This is a genomic window from Plantibacter sp. MDV22-iso1 (assembly GCF_058408345.1).
On sequence record NZ_JBZVDY010000001.1, the window covers coordinates 2,062,492 to 2,076,935 of the forward strand.

The 14,444-nt window shown below is 69.6% G+C and carries 9 protein-coding genes and 1 pseudogene; 5 read left to right on the top strand and 5 right to left on the bottom strand.

What is annotated here, in order from left to right; translation table 11 throughout:
* Positions 1-29: 29 nt before the first annotated feature.
* The 3 genes from AC4PMY_RS09940 to AC4PMY_RS09950 form a co-directional block, all read right to left on the bottom strand.
* On the bottom strand, positions 30-1,709 hold the full coding sequence (locus AC4PMY_RS09940) for a DHA2 family efflux MFS transporter permease subunit (RefSeq protein WP_071262005.1): 1,680 nt from the start codon (positions 1,707-1,709) through the stop codon (positions 30-32).
* Between the two features lie 76 nt (positions 1,710-1,785).
* On the bottom strand, positions 1,786-2,511 hold the full coding sequence (locus AC4PMY_RS09945) for an IclR family transcriptional regulator (protein ID WP_491622594.1): 726 nt from the start codon (positions 2,509-2,511) through the stop codon (positions 1,786-1,788).
* A complete protein-coding gene (locus AC4PMY_RS09950) occupies positions 2,508-3,998 on the bottom strand; it encodes an APC family permease (RefSeq protein ID WP_491622595.1) in 1,491 nt (496 codons plus the stop codon). Before AC4PMY_RS09950 ends, AC4PMY_RS09945 begins: the two co-directional genes overlap by 4 nt.
* 212 nt (positions 3,999-4,210) lie before the next feature.
* Between AC4PMY_RS09950 and AC4PMY_RS09955 the strand changes: the two genes are divergently transcribed.
* The 3 genes from AC4PMY_RS09955 to AC4PMY_RS09965 all read left to right on the top strand — a co-directional run bounded on the left by AC4PMY_RS09955 (position 4,211) and on the right by AC4PMY_RS09965 (position 8,375).
* Complete coding sequence (locus AC4PMY_RS09955) at positions 4,211-5,689, top strand: APC family permease (protein ID WP_202937906.1); 1,479 nt, start codon at positions 4,211-4,213, stop codon at positions 5,687-5,689.
* A gap of 61 nt (positions 5,690-5,750) precedes the next feature.
* On the top strand, positions 5,751-7,793 hold the full coding sequence (locus AC4PMY_RS09960) for a primary-amine oxidase (protein ID WP_491622596.1): 2,043 nt from the start codon (positions 5,751-5,753) through the stop codon (positions 7,791-7,793).
* Between the two features lie 9 nt (positions 7,794-7,802).
* Positions 7,803-8,375: a hypothetical protein gene (locus AC4PMY_RS09965; RefSeq protein ID WP_491622597.1), complete on the top strand. Its 573-nt coding sequence runs from the start codon at positions 7,803-7,805 to the stop codon at positions 8,373-8,375.
* Positions 8,376-8,394: 19 nt separating this feature from the next.
* On the opposite strand, the gene AC4PMY_RS09970 is transcribed toward AC4PMY_RS09965, so the two are convergent.
* Positions 8,395-8,775: a hypothetical protein gene (locus AC4PMY_RS09970; RefSeq protein WP_064294055.1), complete on the bottom strand. Its 381-nt coding sequence runs from the start codon at positions 8,773-8,775 to the stop codon at positions 8,395-8,397.
* Between the two features lie 256 nt (positions 8,776-9,031).
* Here AC4PMY_RS09970 and AC4PMY_RS09975 point away from each other — a divergent pair, with 256 nt between their 5' ends.
* Positions 9,032-12,628 carry an efflux RND transporter permease subunit gene (locus AC4PMY_RS09975; protein ID WP_491622598.1) on the top strand — a complete coding sequence of 1,199 codons (3,597 nt, stop codon included), beginning with the start codon at positions 9,032-9,034 and terminating at the stop codon, positions 12,626-12,628.
* A gap of 13 nt (positions 12,629-12,641) precedes the next feature.
* Positions 12,642-14,216, top strand: coding sequence for a DUF7059 domain-containing protein (locus AC4PMY_RS09980; RefSeq protein WP_491622689.1), 1,575 nt, complete (start codon positions 12,642-12,644; stop codon positions 14,214-14,216).
* Positions 14,217-14,236: 20 nt separating this feature from the next.
* Here AC4PMY_RS09980 and AC4PMY_RS09985 read toward each other — a convergent pair.
* Positions 14,237-14,395, bottom strand: a pseudogene (locus tag AC4PMY_RS09985) (Txe/YoeB family addiction module toxin); the annotation flags it as partial.
* Positions 14,396-14,444: the final 49 nt, after the last annotated feature.

The following is a 14,444-nucleotide window of genomic DNA, read 5'->3' on the forward strand; positions in this document are numbered from 1 at the left end:
CCGGCGGAGGTGTGAGGTGGCCTCGCGCCCTACGCCCGCGGGGCCGGGTCGGACGTCTCGGACGAGTCCGTCCCGCCTGCTCGTGCTTCGGCGTCGCCCGGTCGATCCTCTCGGCGCCCGGACCCGAGCGACAGGGTGGCGAGGAAGCCGACCGCCAGGAATCCTGCGGCGGCGAACGCCGCGGAGCGGGTGCCGTCCGACAGGGCGATCCTGGCGTCCTCGGCCACCGTCGCGGTCGCCGGGTTCGCGTCGAGACCGGCGATGGCGGCGCCCGAGCTGTCGACGACGCTCGTCACGAGGGCGTCGCGCTGTTCGGTCGGTACACCGGCGTCCTCGAGTCGTCCGTCGAGGACCGACGCCGTACTCACGAAGAGGATGGTCCCGAGGACGGCGATACCGAGGGCCGAGCCGATCTGCCTCGCCGTGCTCTGCGTCCCGGAGCCCTGGCCGCTCTGCTCGACGGGTACGTCCTTCAGGACGACGCCCGTCAGCTGTGCGGTGGCGAGACCGACGCCGAAGCCGTAGACGAACAGGAACGGCACGATCGCGAACCATTCGGTCGCCGGCCCGACGACCAGCCCGATGCCCGCGACACCGATGATCTCCGCGACGATGCCGACGCGGACGATGAGGACGGGTGCGACCCGGTTGCCGAACGCGCCGGCGAACCCGCTCGCGACGAAGGAGCCGATCGCGAGGGCCAGGAGGATCAGACCGGTCTGCAGTGCGCTGTAGCCGAGGACGAACTGAAGCCAGATCGGCAGTGAGAGGATGATGCCGAACTCCCCCAGCGAGACGATGAGGGCGGCGACGTTGCCGTTCCGGAACGACGGCAGCGAGAACAGGGAGAACGCGATGATCGTGCTGCGCCCCTGCCGCATCCGGTGGCGTCCCCAGAGGACGAACGCGACGCCTGCGACGACCGTGACCATGAGGGCCACGGGTACCGGGGAGAGCCTGAACGGCCAGGTCCAGTCGCCGATGACGAGCGGGTTCTCCGTGAGCCACCACCCGAGACTCCGGCCCTCGATGAGTCCGTAGACGAGGGACGCGCTCGTCAGGATGGACAGGACGGCACCGACCACGTCGATGCGGTCGGTCGCGGGTTCTCGCGACTCCCCCACGAACAGCAGGAGTCCGACGATGATCAGGACGCCGAGCGGCACGTTGATCCCGAACGCCCAGCGCCAGGAGAAGTCGGTGGTGAGCCAGCCGCCGAGGAGGGGCCCGACCGCCACCATGCCGCCGATCGTGGAGCCCCAGACAGCGAAGGCGATCGCACGGTCGCGGCCTCGGAAGGTCGCGTTGATGATCGAGAGGGTCGTCGGCAGGATCATCGCGCCGCCGACGCCCTGGATGACCCGGGACAGGATCAGGAGGTCGCCCGTCGGCGCGACGGCGGCGAAGACGGAGGCGCCGCCGAAGACGACGACGCCGACGAGCAGCATGCGACGACGGCCGAACCGGTCGGCGAGCGTGCCGAAGACGATGAGCAGCGCGGCGAAGACGAGCGTGTAGGACTCCTGGACCCACTGCACCTGGGTCGAGGAGATCCCGAGGTCGTCGACGATCGACGGGATCGCCACGTTGACGATCGTCGAGTCGACGATGATGAGGGCCACGGCGATGCTGATGACGACGAGGCCGAACCATTTGCGACGGTCCGACGGCGAGCGCTCAGGCTTCGCGGAGGGCGTGGACTCCGTCATGCGCGGAAACGATCAGCTGGCTGCATATTCTGATTATGCGCCTTCTCGAGGCTGATGTCACACGGACGTCCGGCGGTCAGACCAGGAGCGGCTGCAGCTGGCGCGAGCCGTCGATCAAGAGGTCGAGGAGTGCGGCGGGGCGCTCGATCCGCTCACTCGGTGCCGAGAGCGACAGCCCCGCGACGAGACCGCCGCGGTCGTCCCGGATCGGGACCACGAGGCAACCGTGACCTGGCGTCACCTCACCCACCTGTCGTGCGTACCCGAGTCGTTCGACGTCGTGGATCAAGGGCTCGGCGTCCCGGAACGGCCGCTGGACGAGTCCTGACCAGTCGTGTCCACCGTGAGCGAGCTCGTGCAGGAGCAGACGCCCGATCGCGGAGGTGTCGAGGCGCCTGACGATCCGCTGCTCGTCACTCAACGGGAAGTCGGGATCCGCATCCGCGATCCTGATGCGTTCGCCCTCGTACCGCACGAGGTGCACCCCGCCTCGCACGCTCGACCGCAATCGTCCGATCACCTCGCGCGCAGCGAGCGGGGGTGGTGCCGGAGCGACGAGGTGGGCGAGCTCGACGACCTTCCGCCCGAGCGCGAATCCACGCAGGTCGGGCATGCGGACGAGGTATTCGTCCTGGACGAGGAGGTTGAGGAGCCGGTAGGTGGTCGCCCTCGGCATGTCGAGTCCGGCCGAGACCTCCTGCGCCGTCACACCGGCACCGCATCGCGCGACCTCTTCGAGTACCGTGAGCGCGCTGTGCACGGCCTTCGGTTGTCGGGCGCGGAGCTCGCCCGCACCGCTCACCGGTGCTCCGCGGACGGTCCGCCGAGCACGTCGGCGCTCACCGTCTCGTCGTAGACCCCCACGGTCGAACTCAGCCACGGTCGGCGTCGATGCCGGATCGCCCAGATCGCGATGCCGAGCGCCATCGTGATGAGGAACACCCAGACGCCGACAGCCCGCTCGCCGGCGCTCTCGACGACCAGATAGACGACGAGCGCGACGGACAGCAGCACCCCGGCCACCACCGCTCGCAGGAGCGGCCAGAGCGTCAGTTCCCCGATCCGCCAGAGGAAGACCGGGGCTGCGATGCAGACGAGGACGTAGGCGGTGATGTACCCGGCCGCGGCCACGACGATGAGGACCTGCATCGCCGCCCAGGCTCCTCCGGTCAGCACGAGCGCGAGCACCGAGACGGGCGTGACGATCGCCAGAGCCGTGATGATCGCCACATGGGGCGTACGGAACCGGCCGTGCGTGGTCCCGAGGCGCGACGGGAGGACCCCCTCTCGACCCATCGAGAACACGACCCGCGAGAATGCCGTGATGGAGGCGATCGCACAGGCGAGGAACGACGCCGCGACAGACAGGTCGAGCAGCAGCCCCATCCATTCGACGCCGAAGGCCAGCGCCAGGTCGTTGATGGGCGTCCGTGTCGCGGTGATGTCCTTCCCCAACGCCGCGAAGCCCGCCAGCTGACTGTACGAGGTGACGAGGAAGAGGAGACCCGCGCCGACGACGGTCCAGACCAGGGACCGGGGGATGCTCGCGAACGGCCGACGGGCTTCGACGCCGAGTGTCGAGGAGCTCTCGAATCCGACGAAGGCGGTCACGGCGAGGACCGATCCGACCGCGAGGTGCTCCGGGGAGGCGTCCAGCCCGAGCACGGCCCAGTCGGGCGTCGGTCCGAGCTGCGAGAGGAGCACGCCCACGAGGATGAGGATGGTCACGACCGAGGCGCTCTCCACGATCAGGGTCACCCGGGTGGACAGGTGGATCCCGCGGACGAGCACGACGAGGCAGACGACGGCCATGCACACGAGGAATGCGGAAACGACACCCGTCGAACTCGGCATACCGGGCCAGAACCGGTGCAGCAGGATCGACAGGTAGTACCCGGCACCGGCCAGGGCGAACATGGCGATGAAGCCGTACCCGATGAGCAGCGCGACGCCCGTGACGAAGGCCGCACCCGTTCCGAGCCCCTTCGACACGAAGGTGTACAGCGAGCCGGTTGCGGCGATGCGCTTCGCGAACACGTTCACGGTGGTGGCGACGAGCAACGACAGCAGCATCGCGATGGCGAGCGACCACATGGTCGCCCCGCCCGCGGTGACGGTGACAATCAACGGGATCGTCGTCGCAGCAGCGGACGGCGCCACCGCCGAGACGGACTGGGCGAACACGTCGATGAACCCGACACTGCGCCGCTGGAGGCCGTCGACCGGTGACCGGGACTCGAGACCGCGGACGCTCGGAGGATTGCTGATCGCGCGTTCCAGAGCCGTCACGTCCTTCACCTCCTCCTCGTCGTTCAGGCTAGGCGCGTCCCGTTGCACCGGCGTGGCGGGCGTGTTTCGGCTTCATGACTGTCAAATGAGACAGCGGTGCCGACCGGTCTCATTCGGTGCCGAGCAGGTGTTACGGCGACGAGACGAGGCGGCAACAGGAGACCGGGATGCTGGCCTCGTCCCGATACCGCCGCATTGCTCGAGGAGTGTCCATGACCGTCACGAAAGGTCCGGCCACCGATGCCGGACAGCCCACCCGGTCCCTGAAGGGATCGCTCGGCGTCACCGCCATCGTCTTCATGGTCGTCGCCGCGGCGTCGCCGTTGACGGTCGTCGGTGGAGCCGCACCGCTCGGCATCCTGCTCGGCAACGGGGTCGGCTTCCCGAGCATGTACGTCGTGTCCGCGGTGATCCTCCTGCTGTTCGCCGTCGGACTCTCGGCCATGACGCGGCACGTGCCCAAGCCGGGTGCCTTCTTCACCTTCGTCGGATACGGGCTCGGCAAACCGGCCGGTCTCGCGTCGGCGTTCCTCGCCCTCCTGACCTACACGACCATCCAGGTGTCGGTGTACGGCTACATCGGTTACCTGCTGAGCGTGACCTTCGCCGGCCTCGGTGCTCCGGAGATCCCCTGGTACCTCTACTCGCTCGCGTCGATCGCCGTCGTCGGTCTGCTCGGCTACCGCCACATCGACCTCAGCTCGAAGGTCCTCGGCGTCCTGCTCGTGGCGGAGGTCGGGATCGTCCTCGTCCTCGCCGGGGCGGTCATCGTGACCGGAGGTGCCGACGGGCTGTCGGCCGAGCCGTTCGTGCCCGAGCAGGTGTTCTCCGGGTCGCCCGGTGTCGGACTGATGTTCGCGATCGCGGCGTTCATCGGCTTCGAGGCGACCGCGATCTTCCGAGACGAGGCGAAGGACCCGTCTCGCACGATCCCGCGGGCGACCTACATCGCGGTGATCGGGATCGGCCTGTTCTACACCCTCGCCTCCTGGGCGCTGGTCATGGCCTGGGGCCCGGACGACGTCCTCGCCGTGGCCGGTGAGGATCCCGGCGCGATGATCCTCCGCACCACCCTGCTCTACCTCGGCCCGGTGGGAGAGCTCGTCATCAACGTCCTCCTCATCACGAGCATGTTCGCCTGCGTCCTCTCCTTCCACAACGTCATCACCCGGTACCAGCACACGATGTCGAACGCCGGCGTCCTGCCGGGCCGGCTCGGCGGCGTCCACCCCAAGCACCTCTCGCCGCACACCTCGTCGCTCGTCCAGAGCGCCACCGCGGCGATCCTGATCGTCGTCTTCGCCGTGCTCGGTCTCGACCCCGTCCTGCAGGTGTTCACCTGGTTCGCCGGCGTCGCGACCCTCGCGATCGCGATCCTCATGGCGGTCACGAGCCTCGCGGTGATCGTGTACTTCGCTCGCACGAAGCAGGATCGGCGGGTGTGGAACACGGTCGTCGCGCCCGGCCTCGGGTTCATCGGACTCGTCGGTTCCGCCGTCGTGATCGTCGTCTACTTCCCGATGCTCGTCGGAGACGTGGATGCGGGCGGCAACCCCGCGTTCGGAACCGTGAGCGCCGTCCTCCTCGCCCTCATCGTGGTCTGCCCCGTCGTCGGCCTCGTGCAGGCCGCGTACCTGCGTCGTCGTCGCCCGGCGGCTTATGCCGACGTCATGGACGCCATCGGCGGTTGACCATCCGACCCTTCCCCTCGCCTTCCGACACCAGCCGCATCACCGAACCAGGAGCATCACGATGACCATCACCGACCCCACCACCCTGCGCAGCACCGACGGCGACACGCCCGTCCAGCACCCGCTCGCCAGCCTGTCCGCGCCGGAGTTCGACCGCATCCGCGACATCGTCACCGGCTTCGACGACTTCACCGAGACGACCCGGTTCGCCTACGTCGGCCTCGAGGAGCCCCACAAGCGGGCGGTGCTCGCCTGGCAGGCCGGCGACGGTCCCCTGCCGGAACGCGTCGCCCGCGTGATGCTGCTCGACATGGCCACGGGTCGATCGACGGACAACGTCGTGTCCATCGACAGCGGGTCCCGGTTCAGCACGGTCGTCCTGGACGGTTCCCGCGGCCAACTGCCGATCCTCATCGAGGAGTTCGACGCCATCGCGGAGATCGTGGCGGAGGACGAGGGGTGGGTCGCCGCCCTCGCCGCCCGTGGTTGCACGGTCGACGAGGTGAAGGTCGTCCCGCTGTCCGCCGGCTTCTACGACTATCCCGAGGAGGTCGGGCGCCGGATCGTCCGGGTCCTCGCGTTCCGCCAGGACTACCCGGCCGACCACCCGTGGGCCCACCCCGTCGACGGACTGAGCGCCTACGTCGACACTGCCGCGCGACGGATCACCCGCCTGATCGACGCGACAGCCCTCGCGATCCCGGCGGAGCCCGGGAACTTCGACGACCCGGCGGTCCAGGGTGCTCCGCTCTCCTCGCTCAAGCCGATCGTCATCACCCAGCCGGAGGGTCCGAGCTTCCAGGTCGACGGCGAGTTCGTCGAGTGGGGCAACTGGCGGTTCCAGGTCGGGTTCGACGTCCGTGAGGGCCTCGTCCTCCGGCAGCTCTCGTTCGACGATGCCGGCGAGGAACGACCGATCATCTACCGGGCGTCGATCAACGAGATGCTGGTCCCCTACGGCGACCCCTCCCCCGTGCGCTTCTGGCAGAACTACTTCGACACCGGCGAGTACCTGTTCGGCCGGTTCACGAACTCCTTGGCGCTCGGGTGCGACTGCGTGGGCGAGATCAAATACTTCGACGCGGTGCTCGCCGATGAACTCGGCAACCCGTTCACGATCGAGAACGGGATCTGCATGCACGAGGAGGACTTCGGCACCCTCTGGAAGCACTCCGACCTGTACACCGGCTCGAACGAGGTCCGGCGGTCGCGTCGGCTGGTCATCTCCTTCTTCACGACCGTCGGCAACTACGACTACGGGTTCTACTGGTACCTCTACCTCGACGGCACCATCGAGTGCGAGTCGAAGCTGACGGGCATCCTCTTCACCTCCGCGTACCCCGGGCTCGACGCGGACGGCGCCGACTACCCGTACGCCTCGGAGGTCGCGCCCGGGCTCGGTGGGCCGTACCACCAGCACCTCTTCTCGGCCCGCCTGGACATGATGGTGGACGGTCTGTCGAACGCGGTCGACGAGGTGGACGCGGTCCGGGTGCCGATCGGCCCGGGGAACGAGCACGGCAACGCCTTCACGAAGCGGGTCACGCGGCTCAGCACGGAAGCGGGGTCCGGGCGCGTGGCGGACGGTTCGGCCGCTCGAGCCTGGCACATCGTCAACACGGAGAAGACGAACCGGATGGGACGCCCGACGGGGTACGTGCTGTACCCGCAGGAGTCGCCGACGCTCATGGCCGACGCGTCGTCGTCGATCGCCAAGCGGGCGGAGTTCGCGACGAAGCACCTCTTCGTCACGAAGTACGACCCGGCTGAACGATACGCGGCGGGCGACTTCGTCCACCAGAACCCGGGTGGCGACGGGATCACGCGGTTCATCGAGGGCGACGAGTCGATCGACGGCGAGGACATCGTGCTCTGGCACACCTTCGGGCCGACGCACTTCCCCCGTCCAGAGGACTGGCCGGTGATGCCGGTGGACTACGCGCGGTTCACGCTCAAGCCCTACGGTTTCTTCGGCAAGAACCCGACCCTAAACGTCCCGCCGAACGAAGCGGTCGGGCACTGCTCGCACGACACCGGCGCCGCGCACGCGGGACACGGCGGTCACGACCAGGGCGCCGAAGAGCACTGTGGCCACGGGCACTAGGTCGCGGCGATGAGCGAGGTCCTCCATCTCGGGGCGCTCGTCCCGGCCGCCGTCGGCGCCTGTTGCACCGTCGGCGGCCGACGCGGACCCCTCGACCTCGTGGCCGCGATCGTCATGCTCGCGGCGATGCTCGACCTGGCGACCGGCGTCGGGATGCTGCATCCGTTGCTCTGGGCCGTCGTCCTGATCGTCCTCGCCGTCGCCTCGGCGGTCCGGCTTCGGTCCGTCGCCGGGCTGCCGGCTCCGGTCGACGACGCGGTGGCGCTCGCCGTCAAGCGCCACCGTGCGGCGATGACCGTGCACACCTCAGGCGGTCTCGTCATCATGGCGGCGCTCGTGTGCACCATGGCGGGTCATGCCGCCGGGAGTATATATGCCGGATCGGGTATACACCCGGCAGGACATCAGTTCGGAACCAGCGCCCTCCCCGCCGTGCTCCTGGCGGGCGGCATGGCCGGGTTCGTCGCCCTGTCCACGCGGATCGCGGTCGAGGCGGCTCGCCGGCGCGAGCGGGTCGTGGTCATCGAGGTGGTGAGCATGACGGTCTCCGTCGTCGCCATGGCGCTCGCCGCGGCGCTGTGACCTGGGCGGCGGCGTCGATCTACTCGGCGTCGTCGCCCTCCCACGGCGGCCGGGCGACCTTGCCGGACATCCGCCATACCGCTCGGGTCAACTCGGGGTGCACGCGGGCGATCTCACGGAGTACCTCGTACTCCAAGTGGTCCGCGTTGTCGCGATGGTCCTGGGCGTCGTCGAGCGACGAGTACCCGGCGAGCCGCGCCATCGCGTGCTGGGCGGCCAGACCCCGGGCGTGCAGCGCGTCGTCCCGGAGGACGGCGACGACGAGCTCGTCGACTGTCGGCATCGAGGGCAGGAAGTCCCAGGGGTCCTCACCGTCGCGAGCGCGGTGCTCGATGATCACCTCGCGCTCGAGCTGCGCGTCGCGGCGCAACCTGGGGAGGTCGACGGCCTGCAGATCCACGTACCCTCCTCGCTCCGGCGCACCCCGCGGCGCGCACTCGGGTATCAAGGGTACGCCCGGTATCGGAGGACGGTGCCGTCAAGGCGCAGCTTCCTCGCGGTCGAGGCTGGTACCGCGGGACCACCGATGTCGTCCGATCGGCGGATGCCGGTGCCGTTTCAGGTCCATCCTCGTGCGGATGTGATCAGGGGCGCCGCTCCATAGCGTGGAGTGGGGCGGATGGCGCCCACTCCGCGACCGAGAGGCCCGTCCTTCCATGTCATTCCTCACGAGGCTCAGCCTCGCCAATCGACTGATCGTCGGCCTCATCACCGCGGCGATCGTGGCCTTCGGACTCTTCGCGGTCGGTTCCCTGAAGCAGGAACTGTTGCCGTCCGTGCAGCAGCCGGGTGCCGTCGTGGCCGCGACGTACCCCGGCGCCTCGCCGTCGTCGGTGGAGCGCGAGGTCACAAAGCCCGTCGAGCAGGCGGTGCAGGGGGTCAAGGGCGTCACCGGCGTCACCTCGACGTCGGTCAGCGGTTCCACGTCCGTGCAGGTGAGCTGGGACTTCGGGCAGGACGACGAGAAGATCGTCGGTGACATCCGCAGCGCCCTCGCCGGCTTGAAGAGCACGCTTCCGAGCGACACGACCACCGAGGTCTACGCGGGCGGCAGCGACGACATCCCCGTGCTGCAGCTCGCGGTCGCGTCCGGGGACGAGTCCGGTGAGTTCGCAGGCAGGGTCGAGACCACCGTGCTCCCCGCGCTCCGCGGCATCGCCGGCGTGCGCCAGGTCGATCTCGCGGGCGAGAACGCCACGCAGCTCGTCATCACGATGCGTCCGGCCGACCTCGCGGCCAAGAAGGTGACCGCGGAGGAGGTCATGGCGGCCGTCCAGGCGAGCGGCGTCATCACGGCTGCCGGGACGAGTGTCGACGCCGGCAAGGAGCTCTCGATCGAGGTCGGCTCGGCCGTCGGCTCGCTGGCCGAAGTGCAGGCGCTCCCCATCCAGCACGAGGACGGGCCCTTCGCGCTCTCCGCCGTCGCGGACGTGGAGCTCGTGCCTGCAGCCGAGACCTCCATCGCCCGGGCGGACGGTCTCCCGTCGCTGTCGCTCACGATCCTCAAGGACCCGTCGGCCAACGCCGTCCAACTCGCCCACACCATCCGTGACGCGCTCCCCGGGCTGGAGCAGGAGCTCGGCTCGGGTGCGGCCTTCACCGTCGTCTTCGACCAGTCGCCGATGGTCGAGCAGTCCATCCACGACCTCTCCGTCGAGGGCGGGCTCGGGCTGTTGTTCGCGATCATCGTGATCCTGGTGTTCCTGCTGTCGATCCGGTCCACGATCATCACGGCCGTGTCGATCCCGCTCTCGCTCCTCATCGCGATGATCGGTCTGTGGATCGGCGACTACTCGCTCAACATCTTCACGCTCGCGGCGCTGACCGTCGCCGTGGGGCGGGTGGTCGACGACTCCATCGTGGTGATCGAGAACATCAAGCGTCGGCACACCGGGCGGGCGATGACGACCACGAGCGTCGTCGAGGCGGTCCGCGAGGTCGCCGGGGCCGTGACCGCGTCGACGATCACGACCGTGGCCGTGTTCCTCCCGGTCGCCTTCGTCGGCGGGACGGTCGGCGAGCTGTTCCGACCGTTCGCCGTCACCGTGTCGGTCGCGCTCATCGCATCCCTCGTGGTCTCGCTCACGATCGTGCCGGTGCTCGCCTACTGGTTCATGCGAGGCTCCTCCGCCCCGGCTGTCGGCAAGGCCACCGACGATGCGGCCACCGAAGCGGCGTCCGTCGTCGAGGACGAGTCCGAGGCGTACTCGAAGCTCCAGCGCGCCTACCTGCCGGTCCTGCGCACCGCCCTGAAGCGTCCGTTCGTGACCCTGCTCGTGGCGGCGGTCGTGTTCGCGGGGACGATCGTCTCGGCGGGGTTCCTGAAGACCGACTACCTCGGCGACATCGGGGGCGAGAACACCGTCACGGTCACGCAGGAACTCCCGGAGGGGACAAGCCTCGACGTCACCAGCGACGCGGCCGCGGCCGTCGAAGCGGTCCTCGCGAAGACCGCCGGCGTGTCCGGATACCTGACCACCGTCGGTGGGAACGGTTCGAGCAACACGGCACAGATCAGCGTGACCGTCGGTGAGGAGAGCTCGCGCGAGGGCGTCGCCGACACCATCCGGGACGCCGTGGCGAAGCTCGACGACGTCGGCGAGGTCACCGTCGGCGACGCCGGGGGCGGATTCACCGGTGGCGGAGGCGGCATGGAGGTCACACTGCAGGGTGAGGACCCAGCGGCGCTCGCCACGGCGGCGGCCGCGGTACAGGACATGCTCGGCGGTACGGACGGCCTCCGCGATGCGACGAGCGACCTCGCCGACGAGCAGGGCCTGCTCAAAGTGAACGTCGACCGCGCCGCCGCCGCCCGGTACGGCTTCACGCAGGAACAGGTCGGCCAGGCCATCGCCAGTGCGCTCCGCGGCACCCCGATGGGTTCGGTCATCCTCGAGGGAGCGTCTCGCGACATCATCGTCCGCTCGCAGCGGGTCGGCACGACGCCGGCCGAGATCGCCGCACTCCCCCTCCCCGTCAGTGCCTTGCAGCAGGCCGCGGCTCAGAAGGCCGCGACCGACGCCCTCACGGCCGAGCAGGACGAGGCCACCCAGCGCGCGAAGGACGAGGCGGCATCCCAGGCCGCGACCCAGCGCTCGGAACTCCAGGACGCCCGCTCGACCGCGGCCTCGCAGCTCGACGCCCTGCGGGCTCAGCTGAGTGCGTTGCAAGCGGCTCCCGTCGAGGTGCCGCCGGTCACGCCCACGACACCGGAGGAGGAGGCGGCGCGACAGGCCTACGAGGCACGCGCCGCCCAACTCGCCGGATTGAGCGACGCCATCTCCCAGCTCCAAGGCTCGATCACGACCATCGACGAGCAGCTGGAAGCGATGCGGGACGCCGAGAGCGAGGCCGCCGAACAGCAGGCGGAGGCGGACCGCCTCACCCAGGCGCAGAAGGACCTCGCCAACGTCAGCGCCGTCCCGATCCCGGTCAGCGCCGTCGCGCAGGTGGGCGAGGAACGTGCCGCAGCGGCGATCACGCGTATCGACGGCGTCCGGACCGTGACCGTGTCGGCGACGCCGACGGGTGACGACCTCAGCGCGACGACGCTCGCCGTCCGGGAGGGCCTCGACGGCCTGGACCTGCCGAGCGGGGTCACCGCCTCGGTCGGTGGTGTCGCCCAGGAGCAGGAGGAGTCGTTCGCGCAGCTCGGCCTCGCGATGCTCATCGCGATCGTGCTCGTCTTCATCGTCATGGTGGCGACGTTCCGGAGCCTCCTGCAGCCGCTCATCCTGCTGGTCTCCGTGCCCTTCGCGGCGACCGGCGCGATCGCGGCCCTGCTCATCACGGGGACCCCGCTCGGCATCCCGTCGATGATCGGCCTCCTCATGCTCATCGGCATCGTCGTCACGAACGCGATCGTCCTCATCGACCTGGTCAACTCGTACCGGGCTCGGGGCGACGGCATCGACGACGCGGTCCTGCACGGAGCCCGACTCCGTCTGCGGCCGATCATCATGACCGCCTGCGCGACCATCTTCGCGCTCGTGCCCATGTCGCTCGGGCTCACCGGCGGTGGGGTGTTCATCTCGCAGTCGCTCGCGATCGTCGTGATCGGTGGCCTGGTGTCGTCGACGCTCCTGACGCTCATCCTCGTGCCCGTGCTGTACCTGCTCTTGGAGCGCCGGACCGAGCGCCGTCTGGAGAAGCGTGAGCTGAAGCGCACGGCGAAGGCCGCGCAGCGCGAGGTCGAGGAGCACGACGAGCAGACCGATGAGGACCTCGACGCGATCCTCACCACGGATCGCTGACGGCGGCTGCGGGGTGGGCGATCCGGCCCACCCCGCAGCTGGCACACTGGTGGGCGTGGACCAGCGACTGATCGACCTCCTCCGTTCCGACCTCGACGCGGCCGGCTACACGGTGGAACGGGTGCGCGGTCTCTGGGGCGAGACGGCCGAGGCGGCCCTGCACCGCTCCAACCGGGCCGTGGCGATCCGTTCGCTCGACGAACGCCGCCGGACGGCCGGCACTGAACCGATCGCGACGCTGTCGACGCTGTTCGTGCTCGGCGTCGCCGTGGGGGCCGATGACGCGGCGCGTGCTCTGCCGTCGCTCGGCCTCGATGGCGCGGTGGCGCTCGGTCTCGTCGGCCTGAGTCACGACGGATCGGTCGCCCCGGCCATCGATCTGCGTCCGTACGCCTGGGTCGACGCCAACGGGAGCGGTGCGTGGTGGATCGCCTCCGACCTCGGCGAGCTCGCGCTGGGTCACGAGCTCGGCGAAGAGCACGTCCTCGGGGTCGGCGGCGCGTCGATGACCCTGAGCGGCATCATCCTCCCCGAGCGGATCGGAACGGCACTCGACCTCGGGACCGGGTGCGGCATCCAGGCGCTCCACCTGTCGCGGATCGCGGATCACGTGGTCGCGACGGACATCTCCGAGCGAGCACTCGAGCTCGCCGCACTCAACGCGCGCCTGAACGGCATCGACTCGATCGAATTCCGCCACGGCAGCATGTTCGAACCCGTCGCCGGCGAACGGTTCGACCGCATCGTCTCCAACCCGCCGTTCGTCATCACCCCGCGCGCCGAGGGCGTGCCGAGCTACGAATACCGCGACGGCGGTCTGGTCGGCGATGCGCTCGTGGAGTCGGTGTTCCTCGAGGCCGCCCGGCATCTGACGCCCGGCGGGGTCGCGCAGTTCCTCGGGAACTGGGAGTACCGAGACGGTGCCGACGGGCTCGACCGCGTGGCCGGATGGGTGGAGCGCAGTCCGGAACCGGTCGACGCCTGGGTCATCGAGCGCGAGGTGCAGGATCCGGCCGAATACGCGGAGACGTGGATCCGGGACGGTGGCACCCGCCTCGGGACGCCGGAGTTCGAGCGCCTCGCGGGAGCCTGGCTCGACGACTTCGCGGCTCGGGCCGTGACCGGGGTCGGCTTCGGGTACGTGCTGCTCCGTCGATCGGACCCGTCCACGCCGCTGCGCCGTTTCGAGCGGCTGCACGGGCAGGCGGGTTCGAACGCCGCCGGGCTCGGTGCGCACCTCGCCGTGTGTCTCCTCGCACACGACTGGCAGGTCGCGCTCGACGACGAGCAGCTGCTCGGCGAACGCGTCATCCTCGCGGGCGACGTCACCGAGGAGCGCCACTACTGGCCCGGTGACGAGGATCCGACGGCGATGACCCTGCGGCAGGGTGGCGGCCTGGCCCGCTCGGTGGGAATCGACACGGGCCTGGCGGGGCTCGTCGGCGCCTGCGACGGCGAGTTGACCCTGGGAGCCATCATCGACGCGATCGCCCAGCTCGTCGAGGTCGATGCGGCGGAACTCCGCGCCGAACTCCTCCCCCGGGTCCGCGCACTGCTGGACGACGGCATCCTCCTACCGAGCTCCTGAGCCGTTCCGGGTCCCCGGCCCTACTCGTAGTGGAAGCGAGCCTGGGCGATGAGGACGCCGTCGTCCGTGAGGCGGTAGACCAGCCGATGCTCGTCGGTGATCCGTCGTGACCAGAATCCCTGGAAGCCGTGCTTGAGCGCCTCGGGTTTGCCGATGCCCGACCGGGCGCCGGTTCGGGCGGTCTTCCAGGTGATGGCGATAGTCTGCCGTGTCGGACCGACCGACGCC